This window comes from Dyella thailandensis, from assembly GCF_050749815.1.
Classification (GTDB): domain Bacteria; phylum Pseudomonadota; class Gammaproteobacteria; order Xanthomonadales; family Rhodanobacteraceae; genus Dyella_A.
The window spans coordinates 1963474-1983078 of record NZ_CP192735.1 but is presented as its reverse complement, the minus strand read 5'-3'; the positions used below and the strand labels follow the sequence as shown (position 1 = coordinate 1983078).

At 66.6% G+C, this 19605-nt stretch carries 14 protein-coding genes; 9 read left to right on the top strand and 5 right to left on the bottom strand.

Annotation, left to right across the window (positions count from 1 at the left end; genetic code table 11):
* Positions 1-76: 76 nt before the first annotated feature.
* The gene (locus ACQVBX_RS09200; protein WP_431638072.1) at positions 77-1300 is read right to left on the bottom strand and encodes a collagen-like triple helix repeat-containing protein; all 1224 of its coding nucleotides are present in this window, start codon (positions 1298-1300) and stop codon (positions 77-79) included.
* A gap of 629 nt (positions 1301-1929) precedes the next feature.
* On the opposite strand from ACQVBX_RS09200, the gene prpE reads away from it, so the two are divergent.
* A complete protein-coding gene (gene prpE, locus ACQVBX_RS09195; protein ID WP_431638071.1) occupies positions 1930-3825 on the top strand; it encodes a propionate--CoA ligase in 1896 nt (631 codons plus the stop codon).
* 209 nt (positions 3826-4034) lie between these two features.
* On the opposite strand, the gene ahpF is transcribed toward prpE, so the two are convergent.
* The 3 genes from ahpF to ACQVBX_RS09180 form a co-directional block, all read right to left on the bottom strand.
* Positions 4035-5624 carry an alkyl hydroperoxide reductase subunit F gene (gene ahpF, locus ACQVBX_RS09190; RefSeq protein ID WP_431638069.1) on the bottom strand — a complete coding sequence of 530 codons (1590 nt, stop codon included), beginning with the start codon at positions 5622-5624 and terminating at the stop codon, positions 4035-4037.
* 141 nt (positions 5625-5765) lie between these two features.
* Entirely contained in the window at positions 5766-6329 is a 564-nt protein-coding gene (ahpC, locus tag ACQVBX_RS09185) for an alkyl hydroperoxide reductase subunit C (RefSeq protein WP_431638068.1), read from the bottom strand.
* A 153-nt stretch (positions 6330-6482) separates the two neighbouring features.
* Positions 6483-7739, bottom strand: coding sequence for a citrate synthase family protein (locus ACQVBX_RS09180; RefSeq protein WP_431638067.1), 1257 nt, complete (start codon positions 7737-7739; stop codon positions 6483-6485).
* Positions 7740-7827: 88 nt separating this feature from the next.
* On the opposite strand from ACQVBX_RS09180, the gene prpB reads away from it, so the two are divergent.
* From prpB to ACQVBX_RS09165, 3 genes are all read left to right on the top strand, one after another.
* Positions 7828-8709: a methylisocitrate lyase gene (gene prpB / locus ACQVBX_RS09175; RefSeq protein WP_431638066.1), complete on the top strand. Its 882-nt coding sequence runs from the start codon at positions 7828-7830 to the stop codon at positions 8707-8709.
* 153 nt (positions 8710-8862) lie between these two features.
* The gene (gene prpC, locus ACQVBX_RS09170; RefSeq protein WP_431638065.1) at positions 8863-10008 is read left to right on the top strand and encodes a bifunctional 2-methylcitrate synthase/citrate synthase; all 1146 of its coding nucleotides are present in this window, start codon (positions 8863-8865) and stop codon (positions 10006-10008) included.
* Between the two features lie 150 nt (positions 10009-10158).
* Positions 10159-11022 (top strand): hypothetical protein, encoded by an 864-nt coding sequence (locus ACQVBX_RS09165; RefSeq protein WP_431638064.1) that lies wholly within the window; start codon positions 10159-10161, stop codon positions 11020-11022.
* A 7-nt stretch (positions 11023-11029) separates the two neighbouring features.
* On the opposite strand, the gene ACQVBX_RS09160 is transcribed toward ACQVBX_RS09165, so the two are convergent.
* Positions 11030-11719 (bottom strand): TerC family protein, encoded by a 690-nt coding sequence (locus ACQVBX_RS09160; protein WP_431638063.1) that lies wholly within the window; start codon positions 11717-11719, stop codon positions 11030-11032.
* Positions 11720-12097: 378 nt separating this feature from the next.
* On the opposite strand from ACQVBX_RS09160, the gene acnD reads away from it, so the two are divergent.
* The 5 genes from acnD to ACQVBX_RS09135 all read left to right on the top strand — a co-directional run bounded on the left by acnD (position 12098) and on the right by ACQVBX_RS09135 (position 19330).
* Positions 12098-14692, top strand: a complete 2595-nt coding sequence (gene acnD / locus ACQVBX_RS09155; RefSeq protein ID WP_431638062.1) for a Fe/S-dependent 2-methylisocitrate dehydratase AcnD — start codon at positions 12098-12100, stop codon at positions 14690-14692.
* Complete coding sequence (locus ACQVBX_RS09150; protein WP_431638061.1) at positions 14689-15273, top strand: 2'-5' RNA ligase family protein; 585 nt, start codon at positions 14689-14691, stop codon at positions 15271-15273. Before acnD ends, ACQVBX_RS09150 begins: the two co-directional genes overlap by 4 nt.
* Positions 15274-15301: 28 nt before the next feature.
* Positions 15302-16486 (top strand): 2-methylaconitate cis-trans isomerase PrpF, encoded by a 1185-nt coding sequence (prpF, locus tag ACQVBX_RS09145; protein WP_431638060.1) that lies wholly within the window; start codon positions 15302-15304, stop codon positions 16484-16486.
* Between the two features lie 126 nt (positions 16487-16612).
* Positions 16613-18064, top strand: a complete 1452-nt coding sequence (locus ACQVBX_RS09140; protein WP_431638059.1) for a bifunctional 2-methylcitrate dehydratase/aconitate hydratase — start codon at positions 16613-16615, stop codon at positions 18062-18064.
* A 126-nt stretch (positions 18065-18190) separates the two neighbouring features.
* Positions 18191-19330, top strand: coding sequence for an OmpA family protein (locus ACQVBX_RS09135; RefSeq protein ID WP_431638058.1), 1140 nt, complete (start codon positions 18191-18193; stop codon positions 19328-19330).
* Positions 19331-19605: the final 275 nt, after the last annotated feature.

Genomic DNA, 19605 nt, shown 5'->3' with positions numbered 1-19605 from the left:
CCGGGCGGCGAGGGCGCCCGTTGGCGCAATGGAAGCGGGGGCGTTACCGCCCCCGCTCCGGGTCTTGCCTGGATCGTCAGTTGCTGCCCCCCTTGGAGCCGAGCAGGCCGCCGAGCAAGCCGCCCGAGCCGGAGGAGCTCTGCGACGAGGCCGAACTGCCGCCCTGCACCGTTCCGGAGAGGCCGAGCGTTCCGGACAGTCCCACGCTGCCGGTGAGGCCACCGACCGCGTTGCCGAGGGTGCCGGTGACTGGCTGCAGTACGCCGCCGCCACCGCCACTGCCAGCACCGGCCACGCCATTCACCACCTGGCTGAGCGTGCCGGTGACCGGTTGCAGCGGGCCGCTGGCGATCGCATCACCCAGGCCGCCGCCTACCGCGGTGACAGCCTGTCCGGTGGTGGCGACGACACCGCCCACGGTGCCGGTAACCGGCGCAAGCGCCGTGTTGTCGCCAATCGTGGCCAACGTTCCGCCGGCGCTGGTGACCGTCTGCCCGAGTCCGCCGACCGTGCCGGCCGCCGCCGTCGCGGTCACTCCGACTGGATCGGCGATGCTGCCGGTTTGGCCGAGTCCGTTGTTCAGGCCAGCGCCGAGCGTGCCCAGCGAACCGCCCAGCGTCTGCAACGTGCCGCCCAGCGCCTGAGTGGTGCTGCTGCCGCCCAGTGGCAGCGACTGCGAAGCCACCGCGCTACCGAGCCCGCTCACCAGGTTCGAGCCGCCATCTACCAGGCCGCCCGCGGAGCGTGAGGCCAGCGCCACGATGTTGGTCGAGCCGCCACTGGCGCCGGACTGTCCCAGCACGGCGATGGGCGTGACGACCCCGCTCAACGATTGCGTGAGCGATTGCACCGATCCGGCCGCGATGATCTGGTCGAGCGCGGTGCCGCCATCGCTGAGTCCGTTGCCGAGCATCGAGATGCCGCCGCCCAGTGCGGAGGTGATCGGCTGGATCGGCGACCCCTGGAACGCGCCGAGGCTGTCGACCGTCTGGCCAAGACTGTCCACGGCGTCGCCGGTGTATGCCACCACGGTTCCAGTGCTCCCCAGGGTGGTGCCGACCGGGTCGTCGATGTTGCCCACTTGGCCCAGGCCGCTACTGACGCCATCGCCCGCGGCGGTGACCGCGTTGCCGACATTCGTGACTACGCCTCCGAGTCCGTCGGTGACGCCATTGCTGCCGCCGAGCAATACCTGGTTGGGAATCTGCGCGCCGATGCCCGACACGGCTCCGCCTGCAGTCGCCACGATGTTGCCGGCGTCGGTGAGCACCGCTCCGGTCAGTCCGCTGGGTGCGGGCAATGAGCCGCCGCCATCGCCGGAACCGCCGCCATCGCCACCGCCACCGGATCCGCCACCACCGTCGCCGGATCCACCGGAACCTCCGCCCGATCCTCCAGAGCCTCCGCCGGAGCCGGTGCCCGACCCGGTGCCTCCGGATCCTCCGCCGTTGTCACTACCACCCCCGGCGGGCGTGCCACCTCCACCCGCACTGCCCGGCGGCGCCGAGCTTCCCGGTGGATGGTTCAACCTGACTGAGCCGGAACCGCTGCAGCCGGCGAGTGCCAGGGCCCCTGCAGAAAGACAGCTGACAATAAGAAAGCGTGTCTTCCACGATGACGTCGTCGTCTTGCGCATGATCTGCCTCCTGAACGTGCGTTCTCGAGATCGAGCGAAACGTACCGCTCCATGTGCTTACCACCCCTGCACTTGGAGCGTACGAGCCCCGACGTGTAAGGGATGCACGCATTCAGCAATTTGTCGGTAGCGGCGCCGATCCGCTTTGCTTTGTGCAAGTTGTTGATGGATATGAAGATTGACGGCTCTTGACGGGGCGGGAGGCGGGGCCGACGCGATTGTCCGACCAAAGTCGGGTCTGGCCGATCCGCAGGCGCGGTATATCGTCGATCGCCATGGGCGAGGGAGCAGGCATGGGCTACGACGCGTTCTACCGGCAGTCGATCGAGGAGCCGGAACGGTTCTGGGGCGAGCAGGCGCGGCTGATTCACTGGGACACGCCGCCGCAGCGGATTCTCGATGCCTCGAAGCTGCCGTTCCGCCGCTGGTTCGTCGGCGGCACCACCAACCTTTGCTACAACGCGGTGGACCGGCACCTGGCCGAACGCGGCGAGCAGCTGGCGCTGGTGGCGATCTCCACCGAGACCGGCGTCACCGAGGAAATCACCTACCGCGTGCTGTATCGCGAGGTGAACCGCTTCGCCGGCATCCTCCAGGGGCTGGGTGTGGGCCGCGGTGATCGTGTGGTGATCTACATGCCGAACATGGCCGAGGCGGTGTACGCGATGCTGGCGTGCGCGCGCATCGGCGCGATCCACTCGGTGGTGTTCGGCGGTTTCGCGGCACACAACCTGGCGCTGCGTATCGACGACGCCGAACCGAAGCTGCTGATCTGCGCCGACGCGGGCATGCGCGGTGGCAAGGTGATTCCGTACAAGCCGCTGGTGGACGCGGCACTGGCCGAAGCGAAGGCGCCGCCGCCGCACGTGCTGATCGTCAGCCGCGGGCTGGATTCGGATATGCATCGGGTGGGGGGCCGCGACCTGGACTACGCCCGCCTGCGCGCTGAACACATGAACGACGAAGTGCCGGTGGAGTGGCTGGAGTCGAACGAACCCAGCTACCTGCTCTACACCTCGGGCACCACCGGCAAGCCCAAGGGCATCCAGCGCGACGTGGGCGGCTACGCGGTGGCAATGGCGATGTCCACGCGGCTGGTGTTCGACATCGCGCCAGGGCAGGTGATGTTCTCCACCTCCGACGTGGGCTGGGCGGTGGGGCATTCGTACAACGTCTACGGTCCGTTGATCGGCGGCGCCACCTCGCTGCTGTACGAGGGGTTGCCGACGCGGCCCGATCCCGGCGTCTGGTGGCGTTTGTGCGAGAAGTACAAGGTCCGCACCATGTTCTCCTCGCCGACCGGTATCCGCGTGCTGAAAAAGCAGGACGCATCGTGGCTGAAGTGCGCCGACCTTTCCCATCTGAAATGGCTGTTCCTGGCCGGCGAGCCGCTGGACGAGCCAACCGCGCACTGGATCACCGAAGGCCTCGGCGTGCCGGTGATCGACAATTACTGGCAGACCGAAACCGGCTGGCCCGCACTCACCCTGATGCCGGGGCTGGAGTTGAAGCCGGCGAAATGGGGCTCGCCCGGGCTGCCGGCACCGGGCTACAAGATGAAGGTGATCAACGAGATCACCGGCGAGGAAGCCGCCGCCGGCGAGAAAGGCGTGCTGGTGATGGTGCCGCCGCTGCCGCCGGGCTGCCTCACCACCGTGTGGCGCGATGACGACCGCTACGTCAACAGCTACTTCAGTCACTTCAAGGAGCTGCTGTACAGCTCGCTGGACTGGGCGATCCGCGACGCGGACGGCTACACCAACATCCTCGGGCGCACCGACGACGTGATCAACGTGGCCGGCCATCGGCTGGGTACGCGCGAGATCGAGGAGTCCGTCGCCACCTATGCGTCGGTGGCCGAGGCGGCGGTGATCGGCATGAAGGATGAGCTCAAGGGGCAGGTGCCGGTGGTGTTCGCCACGCTCAAGCAAGGCGCCACCGCCTCGTCGGAGGAGGCGGCGCGCGGCATGCAGCAGGCGGTCACCGACCAGCTCGGCCCGGTCGCCCGCCCCGCGCGCATCTACGTAGTGAATGCCTTGCCGAAGACGCGCTCGGGCAAGCTGCTGCGCCGCTCGCTGCAGGCTCTGGTGCAGGAGACCGATCCGGGCGACCTGTCTACGCTGGACGATCCGAATTCGCTCGACGAGGTGCGCAAGGCGCTGGAGCGGGGGCCGGATCTGGGGAGTTGAGGGCGCGTGGTTGTCTGATGACGACGCCGGCTTGCGCTGGCAGACACCCTAGCCGTTCGCCCTGAGCGTAGGCCTGAAAGGCCGAAGTCGAAGGGTTCGCGCGAAGTGCTTCGACTCTGCTTGCTGGCGCAAGCGACGCTCAGCACGAACGGTATGACGTCACGAAGCAAAGCCCCTCTCCCGGCGGGAGAGGGGCCAACGCGGGAAGGTCAGGCCGCCGCGGCTTGCTGCTTCGCCGGCACCGGCAATCGCATCAGATGGTCGAACGCGCTCAGCGCGGCGGTGGAGCCGGCGCCCATCGCGATGACGATCTGCTTGTACGGCACCGTGGTGGCGTCGCCGGCGGCGTACACGCCCGGCACCGAGGTCTCGCCGCGGTCGTTGATGACGATCTCGCCGCGCGCCGACAGTTCCAGCGTGCCCTTCAGCCACTCGGTGTTCGGCAGCAGGCCGATCTGCACGAAGATGCCTTCGAGGTCGACCGTGTGCGTGTTGCCGCTGACGCGATCCTTGTAGGTCAGGCCATTGACTTTCTGGCCGTCGCCGAGCACCTCGGTCGTCTGCGCGTTGAGCAGGATCGCCACGTTCGGCAGGCTGCGCAGCTTGCGCTGCAGCACCTCGTCGGCACGCAGTTGGCTGTCGAACTCGAGCACGGTGACATGGCTGACGATGCCCGCCAGGTCGATCGCTGCCTCGATGCCGGAGTTGCCGCCGCCGATTACCGCCACGCGCTTGCCCTTGAACAGCGGGCCGTCGCAGTGCGGGCAATAGGCCACGCCCTTGTTGCGGTATTCATCCTCGCCGGGCACGTTCATCTGCCGCCAGCGTGCGCCGGTGGAGAGGATCACGGTCTTGGACTTCAGCGTCGCGCCGTTCTCCATTTCCACCTGGACCAGGCCATCGGTGGCGTCGCTGGCTGGAATGAGCTTGGTCGCGCGCTGCAGGTTCATCACGTCGACTTCGTGCTCGCGCACGTTCTGCTCCAGCGCGGCGGCGAGCTTGGGGCCTTCGGTGTGCGGCACGGAGATCAGGTTCTCGATACCCATGGTGTCCAGTACTTGGCCGCCGAAGCGCTCCGCGGCCACGCCGGTGCGGATGCCCTTTCGTGCGCTGTAGATCGCTGCGGCCGCGCCGGCCGGGCCGCCGCCGACGATCAGCACGTCGAAGGCGTCCTTCGTCTTGAGCTTTTCGGCGTCGCGCTTGGCGGCGCCGGTGTCGAGCTTGGCGACGATCTGCTCCAGGCTCATGCGGCCCTGGTCGAACACTTCACCATTCAAGTAGACGGTGGGCACCGACATCACCTGGCGCGCGTCCACCTCGTCCTGGAACAGCGCGCCATCGATCGCCACGTGCTTGATCTTCGGGTTCAGCACGCTCATCAGGTTGAGCGCCTGCACCACGTCCGGGCAGTTCTGGCAGGACTGCGAGAAATAGGTCTCGAAGGCAAAGTCGCCATCGAGGTTACGGACCTGGTCGATCATGTCCTGCGTGGTCTTGGACGGATGACCGCCGACCTGCAGCAGGGCGAGTACGAGCGAGGTGAATTCGTGGCCCATCGGAATGCCGGCAAAGCGCACGCCGATGTCCGTGCCCACGCGGTTGATCGCGAAGGAGGGCTTGCGTGCGTCGTCGTCGCGGCGCACCAGGGTGATCTTGTCCGAGAGCGCGGTGATTTTTTCCAGAAGCTCGTGCAGCTCGGCCGACTTGGCGCCGCCGTCGAGCGACTCGACGATCTCGAGCGGCTGCGTGACCTTCTCGAGGTAGGCCTTCAACTGGGCGGAGAGATTGGCGTCCAACATGGCGGTTTCCCTGGTGATGGGGTGAGTCTGGCGAGCGCCCGGGAAAATCTTGGGCGTCGCGAGCCTTCGATGGGAGAGCGAAGGGTCCGGGAGAGCCCCGGACCGGGCGCGCGCATCGGGCGATGCGCGCGCGGGGCGGCATCAGATCTTACCGACCAGGGCCAGCGACGGGGCGAGGGTCTTCTCGCCTTCCTTCCACTTGGCCGGGCACACCTCGTTCGGGTGGGCGGCGACGTACTGGGCGGCCTTGAGCTTGCGCAGAGTCTCGGTGACGTCGCGGGCGATCGCGTTGTCGTGGATTTCCAGCGTCTTAATCACGCCTTCCGGATTGATGATGAAGGTGCCGCGCAGGGCCAGGCCTTCTTCCTCGATGTGCACGTCGAACGCGCGGGTCAGCTGGTGGGTCGGGTCGCCGACCAGGGCGAACTTAGCCTTGCCCACCGCCGGCGAGGTCTCGTGCCACACCTTATGCGAGAAGTGGGTGTCGGTGGTGACGATGTACACCTCGGCGCCGGCCTTCTGGAACTCGGCGTAGTGATCGGCAGCGTCCTCGACCTCGGTCGGGCAGTTGAAGGTGAAGGCGGCCGGCATGAAGATCACGACGGACCACTTGCCCTTCATGGAGGCGTCGGTCACTTCAATGAACTTGCCGTCCTTGTAAGCGTTCGCCTTGAACGGCTTGATTTCGGTGTTGATCAGGGACATGAGATCTCTTCCTGTAGCTGGGTTGAAGGGATGGGTGAAAGCGTTGATGGACACAACGATACGTGGAAGCCGTCGATTAATCTAATTGATTGTCGGCATGGTCGAAATTGACAAAAGCTATCGATTGAGCCGGATCGACATGGCCGATCCCCGTCACCCGCCGCGTGCTGGCGGGATGCCCGCGTAGGTAGCGCGCGGACGGATCAGGCCGCCGCTGGCGCGCTGTTCCAGCGCGTGGGCCAGCCATCCGGCCATCCGGCCCGCGGCGAACAAGGCCAGCCCGACCTCGGGTGACCCACCATAGATAGTGACGATCGCCGCCAAGGCAAAGTCCAGGCTTGGACGCAGCCCGCACTGGTGTTCCACCGCGGCGGTCAGTTGCTGGATGCCGCGCATGGCCGCGCGCCGTGGGTGCAGGGCCTGCAGCTGGTCCAGCAGCAGCCCGGCGCGCGGGTCGCCATCGGGGTACAGCGGGTGGCCGAAGCCGGCCAGCGCATCGCCGCGACGCAGGTACTCGCGCACCAGTTCGTCCGGCTGGCGCTGACGCAGGCTCTGCTGGATCAATGCGTGGGCACGCGCGGTGGCGCCACCATGCTGGGGGCCGGACAGCGCCGCCAGGCCGGCACTGGCGCCGGCATGCAGGCTGGCGCCGGTCGACGCGGCCACGCGCGTAGCGAAGGCCGAAGCGTTGAGTTCGTGATCGGCGCACAGCACCAGCGCGCAACGCACCAGCGCCGGCAGCTCGCCGTCCGCAGGCGACCAGCGCGCCGCCAGGCTGGTATGGATCGGCTGGCGGCTGGCTTTGCCGCCGCTCAGCAGCGCCGCGCTCTCGCGCAGCAGCTGGGCCGCGCACAGGCGCCCCTGCTCGGCATGGGCGGCGTGCGAGTGGGGTGCGGACAAGGCCAGCAGCGGCAGCGCAGCTGCGGTACGTTCCAGAGGCGGCAGGTTTTCCTGACGCAACAGCACCGCCAGGCCGGCGGGCCACGCACGCACGGGCGCGGCCGCGAACGGGTCGTCGTTTTGGGCGTCCCACAGCAGGCGCGCGGTGTCTTCCAGCGTGGCGCCGGATTGCGCCAGCGTCAGGGCGGACTGGCCACGGTAGTAGTGACCGTGCGGGCGGATCAGCGAGATCCGCGTCTCCATCACCGGCAGGCCCCAGGTGAGGCTGTGCGCCGCACCCTGCGCTGCGCCTCGGCCGGCCTGGCGCCGATCGATCAGTGCGGCCACGTCGTCGGCCCGATATTCCCGGCTGCGCCCGTCCGCACCGGGGCGCGAATCGATCTTGCCGCGGCTTACGTAGGCGTACAGCGTGGCCAGGCTCACGCCGAGGCGTGCGGCGGCATCGGCAGCGGGTAGGTAGTCGGTCGCCATGGCGACATATTGATCGATTCGATCAAGATTGATCAACATGTTTGGTCCTCACTACAGTGCCGCCCATCGCGGTTGCGCCGGCTCGCACGGTGTCATCGCCTACAATTGGATGTTTAGGAGAACCCGCATGACTGCCAACGCTTCCGCCGGCGCCCGCTTTCGCGCCGCGCTTTCCGAGGAGACTCCGCTGCAGGTGATGGGCGCGATCACCGCCTACGCCGGCCTGATGGCCAAGCGCGTGGGCTACAAGGCGCTGTACCTGTCCGGCGGTGGCGTGGCGGCGAACTCGCTGGGCATGCCCGATCTGGGCATCAGCACCATGGAAGACGTGCTCACCGACGCGCGCCGCATCGTCGACGCCACCGGCATGCCGCTGATGGTCGACATCGACACCGGCTGGGGCGGCGCCTTCAACATCGCGCGCACCATCCGCTCGTTCATCAACGTCGGCGTGGCGGCCGTGCACATCGAGGACCAGGTGGGGCAGAAACGCTGCGGCCATCGGCCGGGCAAGGAAGTGGTGTCCAAGGGCGAGATGGTCGATCGGGTGAAGGCGGCGGTCGATGCGCGCACCGATGCGGGCTTCGTGATCATGGCGCGTACCGATGCGGCCGCGGTCGAAGGCATCGACGCGGCGATCGAGCGCGCCTGCGCCTATGTCGAGGCGGGCGCGGACATGATCTTCCCCGAAGCGATGAAGACGCTGGACGACTATCGCCGCTTCAAGGCAGCGGTGAAGGTGCCGATCCTGGCCAACCTCACTGAGTTCGGCTCCACGCCGTTCTTCACCACCGACGAGCTGCGCAGTGCCAACGTGGACATCGCGCTGTACTGCTGCGGCGCCTACCGCGCCATGAACAAGGCGGCGCTGAATTTTTACGAGACGGTGCGCCGCGAGGGCACCCAGAAGAACCTCATCGACACGCTGCAGACGCGCGCCGAGCTGTACGACTTCCTCGGCTACCACGCCTACGAGGACAAGCTCGACGCGCTGTTCGCCAAGGACTGACCCACGACCACCGTAGGAGCCCGCTCGCGGGCGATGCTCTTCTCGTTTTGATGTCGATCAGGAGCAGAAGCATCGCCCGCCAGCGGGCTCCTATAGACAGGCAATGACATGCCGGGCCGCCAGGCCCGCGCCATTCGCACCAGGAGATCCACGATGACCGAGCAAACCCTGCCCAAGCCGAAGAAATCCGTCGCGCTGTCCGGCGTTGCTGCCGGCAACACCGCGCTGTGCACGGTGGGCCGCAGCGGCAACGACCTGCACTACCGCGGCTACGACATCCACGACCTGGCGGCCAAGGGCTGCTTCGAGGAAGTGGCGCACCTGCTGGTGTACGGCGTGCTGCCCAACTGGACCGAACTGCAGAACTACAAGGCCCGCCTGAAGCGCCTGCGCGGCCTGCCCGCGCCGGTGAAGGGCGCGCTGGAGCTGCTGCCGGCGTCCACGCATCCGATGGATGTGCTGCGCACCGGCTGCTCGATGCTGGGCACCGTGCTGCCGGAGAAGGAAGATCACAACCTGGCCGGCGCTCGCGACATCGCCGATCGCCTGATGGCCAGCTTCGGTTCGATGCTGCTGTACTGGTACCACTTCAGCCACAACGGCAAGCGCATCGAGACCGAGACCGAGGACGACTCGATCGCCGCGCACTTCCTGCACCTGCTGCACGGCAAGAAGCCCAGCGACCTGCACGCGCACTCGCTGGACAAGTCGCTGGTGCTGTACGCCGAGCACGAGTTCAACGCCTCCACCTTCACCGCGCGCGTCATCGCCGGCACTGGCTCGGACATGTACTCGGCGATCACCGGCGCGATCGGCGCGCTGCGCGGCCCCAAGCACGGCGGCGCCAACGAGGTGGCGATGGAGATCATCGCGCGCTATCGCAGCGCGTCCGATGCGGAGGCCGACATCCGCGCCCGCGTCGAGCGCAAGGAGATCATCATCGGCTTCGGCCACCCGGTGTACACGGTGTCCGATCCGCGCAACGAGATCATCAAGGAGATCTCGCGCAAGCTGTGCACCGAAGGCGGCAACCCGACGCTGTTCGACGTCTCCGAGCGTGTCGAGAAGCTGATGTGGGACGCCAAGAAGATGTTCCCCAACCTCGATTGGTACTCGGCCAGCGCGTATCACATGATGGGCGTGCCGACCGCCATGTTCACGCCGCTGTTCGTGATCGCGCGCACCTCCGGCTGGAGCGCGCACGTGATCGAGCAGCGCCAGGACGGCAAGATCATCCGCCCCAGCGCGAACTACACCGGTCCGGAAGACCAGACCTACGTGCCGATCGACAAGCGCTGACCCAAGCGGCCGCGCGAGTGCCTGCATGCATGCGGGCACTCGCGCAGGCCCCAAGCGTGAGCGGCTCATCGCGGCTCGTCGACGCAGGCTGCACGCGCGTTTCCCCAACCTCGCGGCTCCCACTCGCCAGCCTGTGCATGGAGCCGTTGCATGTCCATTCGTTTCTCCCGTTCCCCGTCGCTGCGCATCGCGCTGCTTTCGCTGCTTCCCCTGGCCGCATGGAGCTCGGCGTCGTTCGCGCAGAGCGACTCTCCCTCGCCGGCGCTCGACCGTGCCTCGTTCCGCATCGGCGGCTATTACGCCAATGTCGACACCGATATTGGCGCGAGCGACAACAGCGGGATCGCCACCGGCACCTTCAACCTCGAGGACGATCTCGGCTTCAAGGATCACGAGACCGTGCCGCGTGCCCGCGCCGACTTCCTCATCGGCGACCACCAGGGCCTGGCGCTGGACTACTACAGCATCGATCGCAGCCGCACCGCCTCGCTGGCGCGGGGCATCAGCTATGACGGCGTCGACTACGCGGCCAACGCGAGCGTGCGTGCCAAGCTCGATTTCGACTTCGGCAGCGTCGCTTGGCGCTGGTGGTTCGGCCACGGTAACGATGCCTTCGGCGTGGGCCTTGGTGGCGCCTGGTACCAGATCGATACCCGGCTGAGCGGGCAGGGCGCGATCACTGGCCTGCCGGACGGCCCGATGACCGCTTCGGTCGACACCGGCAGCAAGGACAGCGCCTGGGCGCCGATGCTCCAGCTCGGCTGGCGCCACGCCTTCAACGACCAGTGGCGCATGTACATCGACGCCTCGGGCGTGAAGAAGAACGGCGGCCGGCTGAGCGGACACATCTACAACACCGCGCTCGGCGTGGAATGGATGCCGTGGGAGCACGTCGGCTTCGGTGCCGAGTACAACTTCAGCCGGATCAAGCTCGACTGGCGGCGTACCGCGTACACCGCCAAGCTCGACATGAAGTTGAACGGCCCCTCGATGTACGTGAACTTCCGCTTCTGACGGAGACTCACGCGTGGCGGTGGCGGTGGCGGTGGCGGCGCTGGCGTTCGGCCAGCCAGCCGCCGCCGCAGATCGCCAGCACCAGCAAGACGTCCAGCGCGTAGCGCGCCCAGGGCCGCGGATCGAACCAGCTGGCGGTGAGGTGATCGTGCGCAATCATCCGCGCCGCCGTCCAGGCGATTGCGCCGGCGCCGACGTAGATGATCACCGGGAAGCGCCCGATCAGCTTGAGAATCAGCGTGCTGCCCCAGACGACCAGCGGCACGCTGATCAACAACCCCAGGATGACCAGCCCCATGTGGCCCTTGGACGCGCCGGCGATGGCCAGCACGTTGTCCAGGCCCATCAGGGCGTCCGCCACCACGATCGTCTTGAGCGCCGACCAGAACGTGTCGCCCGGGCTCACCGCCGGATCCTCGTCTTCGTGCTTGAGCAGCTTCCAGGCGATCGGCAGCAGCAGCAGGCCGCCGGCCAGCATGAGTCCAGGCAGTTTGAGCAGGTAGACCACTACGGCCGTGAGCAGCACGCGCACCGCCACCGCGCCGAAGGTGCCCCAGAACACCGCCTTTTTCTGCAGTCGCGGGGGCAGGTTGCGGGCGGCCAGGGCGATCACGATCGCGTTGTCGCCTGCCAGCACGAGATCGAGCAGGACGATGGCGAACAGGCCGGAGAAGAATTCGGGGGTCAGGAAATCCATGCGGTTCATTCCAGCGCGCGGGACAAATGCAATAACCACGGCCGCACGCAGCCCCGCGGTTACCGCAAAAGTCTCGTTCGCGGCGGGACCGCTGCAGTGACCGGAGCGGTGCTCCGCTCGTGATGACGACCACTGCACGAACGCCGGCAGAATCGGCGCCCGGAACTACTCCCTTTTGGGATCAGTAGCTGGGCATTCTCGTGGGCGCCGCCCATGGCAGTCAAGGCGCGAACGCTTAAGCCAGACGCCTTCTCCCACTACAATGGCCGGCCAGCATCCAGCGTTGCTGGGCCCGCTGCAGCCTGCCATCTGCGACCGATGCGCAGCGGCTGCCGCTCCTCAGCATCCTATGTTTTCACCTGAAGGATCCCGATCTCCATGAACGCCGACCATCGCCGCCTCCTTCCTGGCACCTCGCTGGACTATTTCGACGCGCGTGCGGCGGTGGAGGCGATCCAGCCGGGCGCGTATGACACGTTGCCGTACACCTCGCGCGTGCTGGCCGAGAACCTGGTGCGCCGCTGCGATCCGGCGATCCTCACCGACTCGCTGAAACAGCTGATCGAGCGCAAGCGCGAGCGCGACTTTCCGTGGTTCCCGGCGCGCGTGGTGTGCCACGACATCCTCGGCCAGACGGCGCTGGTGGACCTGGCCGGCCTGCGCGATGCGATCGCCGATCGCGGCGGCGATCCGGCCAAGGTGAACCCGGTGGTGCCGGTGCAGCTGATCGTCGACCACTCGCTGGCAGTGGAGTGCGGCGGTTTCGATCCGAACGCGTTCGCGAAGAACCGCGCGATCGAGGATCGCCGCAACGAAGACCGCTTCCACTTCATCGAGTGGACCAAGCGGGCATTCGAGAACGTCGACGTGATCCCGCCGGGTAACGGGATCATGCACCAGATCAACCTGGAGAAGATGTCGCCAGTGGTCGGTGTCCAAGATGGCGTGGCCTATCCTGACACCTGCGTGGGTACCGACAGCCACACGCCGCACGTGGATGCGCTGGGCGTCATCGCCGTCGGCGTGGGCGGGCTGGAGGCGGAGAACGTGATGCTCGGCCGTGCCTCGTGGATGCGCCTGCCCGACATCGTCGGCGTCGAGCTCACCGGCAAGCGCCAGAGCGGCATCACTGCCACCGACATCGTGCTGGCGCTCACCGAGTTCCTGCGCAAGGAGAAGGTGGTCGGCGCGTATCTGGAATTCCGCGGCGAAGGCGCGGCCAGCCTCACCCTGGGCGATCGCGCCACCATTTCCAACATGGCGCCGGAATACGGCGCCACCGCGGCGATGTTCTTCATCGACGAGCAGACCCTGGACTACCTGCGCCTCACCGGCCGCAGCGATGAGCAGGTGAGGCTGGTGGAGACCTACGCCAAGGCCGCCGGTTTGTGGGCCGACACGCTGGCGCAGGCGCAGTACGAGCGCACGTTGACCTTCGACCTCTCCTCGGTGGTGCGCAACATGGCCGGCCCGTCCAACCCGCACAAGCGGCTGCCGACCTCCGACCTCGCCGCGCGCGGCATCGCCGGCGCGTGGACCGAACAGCCGGGCCAGATGCCCGACGGCGCGGTGATCATCGCCGCCATCACCAGCTGCACCAACACCAGCAACCCGCGCAACGTGATCGCCGCCGCGCTGCTGGCGCGCAACGCCAACGCGCGAGGGCTCACCCGCAAGCCGTGGGTGAAGAGCTCGCTGGCTCCCGGTTCCAAGGCGGTGCAGTTGTATCTGGAAGAAGCGAAGCTGCTGCCGGAGCTGGAGAAGCTCGGCTTCGGCATCGTCGCGTTCGCCTGCACCACCTGCAACGGCATGTCCGGCGCGCTCGACCCGGCGATCCAGCAGGAGATCATCGACCGCGACCTGTACGCCACTGCGGTGCTCTCGGGTAACCGCAACTTCGACGGCCGCATCCACCCGTACGCGAAGCAGGCGTTCCTGGCCTCGCCGCCGCTGGTGGTCGCCTACGCCATCGCCGGCACGATCCGCTTCGACATCGAACGCGACGCGCTGGGGCACGATGCCGACGGCCGGCCGGTGACGCTCAAGGACATCTGGCCGTCCGACGAGGAGATCGACGCGATCGTCGCGGCCAGCGTGAAGCCCGAGCAGTTCCGCGCCGTCTACGAGCCGATGTTTGCCCGCACCGGACGCACCGGCACGCGCGCGGCGCCGCTGTACGACTGGCGTGCGCAGAGCACCTACATCCGCCGTCCGCCGTACTGGGAGGGCGCCCTCGCCGGGGCGCGCAGTCTCACCGGCATGCGTCCGCTGGCGGTTCTCGGCGACAACATCACCACCGATCACCTGTCGCCGTCCAACGCGATCCTGCCCACCAGCGCGGCGGGCGAGTACCTGGCGAAGATGGGCCTGCCGGAAGAGGACTTCAATTCGTACGCGACCCACCGCGGCGACCACCTGACCGCGCAGCGCGCCACCTTCGCCAACCCCACGTTGGTCAACGAGATGGCCGTGGTCGATGGCGAGGTAAAGAAGGGTTCGCTGGCGCGCGTGGAACCGGAAGGCAAGGTGATGCGCATGTGGGAAGCGATCGAGACCTACATGGAACGCAAGCAGCCGCTGATCGTGATCGCCGGCGCCGACTACGGCCAGGGCTCGTCGCGCGACTGGGCCGCCAAGGGCGTGCGGCTGGCCGGCGTGGAGGCGATCGCGGCCGAGGGCTTCGAGCGCATCCACCGCACCAATCTGATCGGCATGGGCGTGCTGCCGCTGCAGTTCAAACCGGGCACTGACCGCAAGACGCTGGGCATCGACGGCAGCGAGACCTTCGACGTGGTGGGTGCGCGCACGCCGGGGACGGACCTCACCCTGGTGATCCATCGCAACAACGGCGAACGCATCGAGGTGCCGGTGACCTGCCGCCTGGATACCGCCGAGGAGGTGTCTATCTACGAAGCCGGCGGCGTGCTGCAGCGCTTCGCTCAGGATTTCCTCGAGGCGTCGCAGGCGGCATGAGCCGGATCGCGAAGCCGCGTCTATTCTTCGCGACCATGCCGCCGCCGGTACTGGTGGATTACATCGGCGCTCTGCTGGATCGGTTCGGGCTGCCCCAACGTCTGGGAAGCGCGCTGTTCGCACCGGCGAACCTGCACCAGTCGTTTTCCGAGCGCATTTTTCTGCCGACCGATGAAGACTGCGCGGCGCTGATGCAGGTGGGTGCGGCCGTTTCCGCGGCCTCTTGCACGCTGCACTTCAACCGTATCGTCGGGCCGGCGAGCACGTCGGGTCCGATCCATTGGGCGATGCGTACGCGTGGTGTGCCGCCGGCGTTTACCGCCTTGCTGCAGGCGATTCAGTCGCGTCTTGTTCAAGCAGGACTCGGCCATATCGCCACCAACGTCACGCCGCACATGACCTTGAGCTACGGCGCCCCCGAGCCGCTGGACAAGATCGTGCTTGACCCACCAATCCGCTGGACCATCGACGAGTTGTGCCTCGTCATCGGTGGCGGCCATCCCTACCGTTACGACATCATCGGCCGTTGGCCGTTGCTGCCTGAAATCGATCCCCCCGCGACGCAGGCTGGCTTGTTCTGACGCGGCGCGAGCACTTCCGGAGATTCCCATGTCGCATGCTCCACAGATCCGCATTCCCGCCACCTACATGCGCGGGGGCACCAGCAAGGGCGTGTTCTTCCGCCTCGACGATCTGCCCCAGGCCGCCCGGACGCCCGGCACAGCGCGCGACGCCTTGCTGATGCGGGTGATCGGCAGCCCCGATCCCTACGGCAAGCAGATCGACGGCATGGGCGGCGCCACCTCCAGCACCAGCAAGACGGTCATCGTGTCCCGGAGCACGCGGCCGGATCACGACGTGGATTACCTGTTCGGCCAGATGGCCATCGACAAGGCGTTCGTCGACTGGAGCGGCAACTGCGGCAACCTGTCGGCTGCGGTCGGTCCGTTCGCCATCGCCAGTGGCCTGGTCGATCCCGCCCGCGTGCCGCGCAACGGTATCGCCATCGTGCGCATCTGGCAGGCCAACATCGGCAAGACGATCGTCGCCCACGTGCCGATGACCGATGGCGCGGTGCAGGAGACCGGCGATTTCGAGCTGGACGGCGTGACGTTCCCGGCCGCCGAGGTGCAGTTGGAATTCATGGATCCGGCCGCCGAGGAAGAGGGCGCGGGCGGCGCCATGTTTCCCACCGGCAACCTGGTCGACGACTTGGAGGTGCCCGGCGTCGGCACGCTCAAGGCGACAATGATCAATGCGGGCATTCCTACGATCTTCGTCGAGGCCGCGGCGATCGGCTACACCGGCGCCGAGCTGCAGGACGCCATCAACGGTGACGACAAGGCGCTGGCGATGTTCGAGACGATCCGGGCACACGGCGCGCTGCGCATGGGCCTGATCCAGTCGCTGGACCAGATCGCCACGCGCCAGCACACGCCCAAGGTGGCCTTCGTCGCGCCGCCGGCCGACTACGTCGCTTCGAGCGGCAAGCCCGTGAAAGCGGGTGATGTCGACCTGCTGGTGCGCGCGATGTCGATGGGCAAGCTGCACCACGCGATGATGGGCACGGCGGCGGTGGCGATCGGTACCGCTGCCGCGATTCCTGGCACGCTGGTTAACCTTGCCGCTGGTGGCGGCGAGCGGCAGGCGGTGCGCTTCGGTCATCCGTCGGGAACCTTGCGGGTAGGTGCTGAAGCCAGGTTCGCCGGCGGTAGCTGGACGGTTACCAAGGCAATCATGAGCCGCAGTGCGCGCGTGCTGATGGAAGGCTTCGTGCGGGTGCCTGCGCCGTAGTTTGCCGGCAGCCGACTTTTCCTCGCGGCGACATCATCTGAGTAAGCTGGTGGACATGCGTGCCGCGATGACGGGTGAATCGTCGCGGTCGAGCAGCAGTTCCTCAGCTTTCAGGAGACGAGCGCCATGAGCATCCACGATACGCGTTCGGCGAAGCGACCGGAGCCCGACCAGCCACTGGTGGACATCGCCGATTACGTGATCGATTACGTGATCGATTCCACCGAGGCGTACGACACCGCGCGCTACATGCTGCTCGATTCGCTGGGCACCGCGCTGATGGCGATGCGGTTTCCCGAATGCGTCAAGCATCTGGGGCCGGTGGTTCCGGGCGCAACGCTGCCGGGTGGAGCGCGGGTGCCCGGCACCAGCCATGAACTCGATCCGGTGCAGGCGGCGTTCGCCATCGGCACGCAGATCCGTTGGCTGGACTTCAACGACACCTGGCTGGCGGCCGAATGGGGCCACCCGTCCGATAATCTCGGCGCGATCCTCGCCGTGGCCGATTACCTGAGCCGCAAGGCCGAGCGCGAGAGCGGCCAGCCGATGACGGTGCGCGCCGTGCTGGCATATGCGATCAAGGCGCACGAGATCCAGGTCTGCTACGCGCTGAGGAACAGCTTCAATCGCGTTGGCCAGGACCACGTGATCCTGGTGCGGCTCGCTTCCACGGCGGTGGCCACCGCGATGTTGGGCGGCGACAAGGAACAGATCGTCACCGCGCTGTCGCACAGCTGGATCGACAACGGCGCGTTGCGTACCTATCGCCACGCGCCGAACACCGGGCCGCGCAAGAGCTGGGCTGCCGGCGACGCTTGCCGCCGCGCCGTCATCCATGCGATCAACGCTGTCCATCGGGGCGTGGTCGGCTACCCATCGGCGCTGTCGGCTCCCACCTGGGGCTATTACGACGTGGCCTTTGGCGGCAGGGCCTTCGAGTTCGAGCGGCCGTTCGGCAGCTACGTCATGGAAAACGTGCTGTTCAAGATCAGCTTTCCGGCCGAGTTCCATGCACAGACCGCGGTGGAATGCGCCATGCAACTGCATGAGCAGGTTGCCGACCGGTTGGAGCAGATCGACAAGGTGGTGATCGAAACCCAGGAGGCGGGTCGTCGCATCATCGACAAGACCGGGCCGCTGGCCAATTACGCCGATCGCGACCACTGCATCCAGTACATGGTGGCCGTCCCCCTGGTCTTCGGCCGCCTCACGGCAGACGACTATGGTGATGCCGTGGCTGCCGACCCGCGCATCGACGCCCTGCGCGAGAAGACGGTGGTCAGCGAGAACCCGCGGTTCACCCGGGACTATTTCGATCCGGACAAGCGTTACATCGGCAACGCGGTGCAGGTGTTCTTCAAGGATGGATCGAGTACTGCAAGAGTGTCCGTCGACTACCCGATCGGCCACCGCAAGCGTCGTGCCGAAGGTATCCCATTGCTGCTCAAGAAGTTCGAGGCGGCAATGCAGGGCCATCTACCCGCACACAGGGCTCGAGTGGTGCTGGAGCAGGTGGCCGATCCGGCCGCTCTCGATTCGATGCCGGTTCAGCGTTTCATGGAACTTTTCACGCTGTAAAGACAGCGTGAGCCGATAATCCATTTCGTCTTAAGGCGGGGCAGGCAGCCTTTCGCGGGGCGTTGTTCATGGCGCACCGCAGCCTGAAAGATTTCGATAAAACAGAAATCACCAAGGAGACACCTGATGAAACGTAAGGGCTTGTATTTTCTGATTGCTTTGGCCCTGGGCGGCGTGGGTGCCGTTCACGCGCAGGACGCGGCACCGGCACCGGCGGACAGCGCGCCGAGCATGAGCTCGTCGAGCTACGATGACCGCTGGTATATCGCCCCGACCATCGGTGGCTATTACAACGACACCGACCGCAACACGAACAGCCGTCAGATTTACTACGGTCTGGGCGTGGGCCGCTTCATTTCGCCGAATGCCTCGATCGACATTTTTGCCGACCGCACCAAGCGTGACGTGGATTCGGCGGTGGGCGGCGGTAACTGGTCGAACAACAGCTTCGGCGTAGCCGCTCGTTTCTACAGCGGTGACTGGAACGCCTGGCGTCCGTACCTGCTGGCCGGCGTGATGGGCAGCAACCACCACAACCGTGGCGACCAGGGCTTCTCGCCGGCGGCTGAGCTGGGTGTGGGCGTGTCCAAGACGATCACCGACAGCTCGGACGTGCGCATCGAGACCGGCTACCGCTACGACTGGGACAACAAGAGCCAGCCGGCGCAGGATGGCTACGGTGACTGGTTCCTGGGCTTCAGCATCGTGTCGCGCTTCGGCGCGCCGCCGGCTCCCCCGGCTCCGGCCGCTGCGCCGGCTCCGGCCGCCCCGGACTGCTCGACGCTGGACAGTGACGGTGACCAGGTGAACGACTGTGACGACAAGTGCCCGGCGACGCCGGCAGGCACGATCGTCGGTCCGGACGGTTGCCCGCAGAAGGTGGTGATCGACCTGCGTGGTGTGAACTTCAAGTTCGACTACCCGAAGAAGGGTCACGTGAAGGCGGACGAGATCGGCAAGGCGCTGGCCGAGCCGACCGCGGACTCGATCGCGATCCTGGATCAGGCGGTGGACACGCTGCAGCGCTACCCGCAGGTGAAGGTGACGGTGGCCGGTTACACCGACTCGAAGGGTACGGATGCGTACAACCAGAGCCTGTCGGAGCGTCGCGCGCAGATCGTGTACGACTACCTGACGGCGCATGGTATCGACGCGAGCCGCCTGGAAGGTCCGATCGGCCACGGCGAGAACGATCCGGTCGACACGAACGACACGGATGCCGGTCGCGCCCGCAACCGTCGCACGGAGCTGCAGGTTCAGCAGTAAGAACCTCTGTCGTACCCATGAAGAAGCCCGGCATCTGCCGGGCTTCTTCTTTTTCGGAATAAGCCGAAGGGGGATAGCGCGGTTCCTGAACAAGGCCTCACCAGCGTGTGTCGAGCCAATGTGAACTGCATTCCACTATTTAACGGTTTTGATACACTTCCTCGCGCTTGCGGCAGGAAGGTCAAGCAAAGGGCCGCAAGGCCCTATCTGTTTGAGTTTTGTTCTGACGCGCGATTTCCGTCTGATGTGGAATGGACGCGAAAACCAATAATCAA

Bases quoted from the DNA above. Each gene is read 5' to 3' on its own strand.
- ACQVBX_RS09160 (WP_431638063.1), bottom strand. From the start codon at position 11,719: ATGGATTTCCTGACCCCCGAATTCTTCTCCGGCCTGTTCGCCATCGTC.
- ACQVBX_RS09135 (WP_431638058.1), top strand. From the start codon at position 18,191: ATGAAACGTAAGGGCTTGTATTTTCTGATTGCTTTGGCCCTGGGCGGC.
- ACQVBX_RS09180 (WP_431638067.1), bottom strand. From the start codon at position 7,739: ATGTTGATCAATCTTGATCGAATCGATCAATATGTCGCCATGGCGACC.
- ACQVBX_RS09165 (WP_431638064.1), top strand. From the start codon at position 10,159: ATGTCCATTCGTTTCTCCCGTTCCCCGTCGCTGCGCATCGCGCTGCTT.
- ahpF (WP_431638069.1), bottom strand. From the start codon at position 5,624: ATGTTGGACGCCAATCTCTCCGCCCAGTTGAAGGCCTACCTCGAGAAG.
- acnD (WP_431638062.1), top strand. From the start codon at position 12,098: ATGAACGCCGACCATCGCCGCCTCCTTCCTGGCACCTCGCTGGACTAT.
- prpC (WP_431638065.1), top strand. From the start codon at position 8,863: ATGACCGAGCAAACCCTGCCCAAGCCGAAGAAATCCGTCGCGCTGTCC.
- prpB (WP_431638066.1), top strand. From the start codon at position 7,828: ATGACTGCCAACGCTTCCGCCGGCGCCCGCTTTCGCGCCGCGCTTTCC.
- ahpC (WP_431638068.1), bottom strand. From the start codon at position 6,329: ATGTCCCTGATCAACACCGAAATCAAGCCGTTCAAGGCGAACGCTTAC.
- ACQVBX_RS09140 (WP_431638059.1), top strand. From the start codon at position 16,613: ATGAGCATCCACGATACGCGTTCGGCGAAGCGACCGGAGCCCGACCAG.
- prpF (WP_431638060.1), top strand. From the start codon at position 15,302: ATGTCGCATGCTCCACAGATCCGCATTCCCGCCACCTACATGCGCGGG.
- prpE (WP_431638071.1), top strand. From the start codon at position 1,930: ATGGGCTACGACGCGTTCTACCGGCAGTCGATCGAGGAGCCGGAACGG.
- ACQVBX_RS09150 (WP_431638061.1), top strand. From the start codon at position 14,689: ATGAGCCGGATCGCGAAGCCGCGTCTATTCTTCGCGACCATGCCGCCG.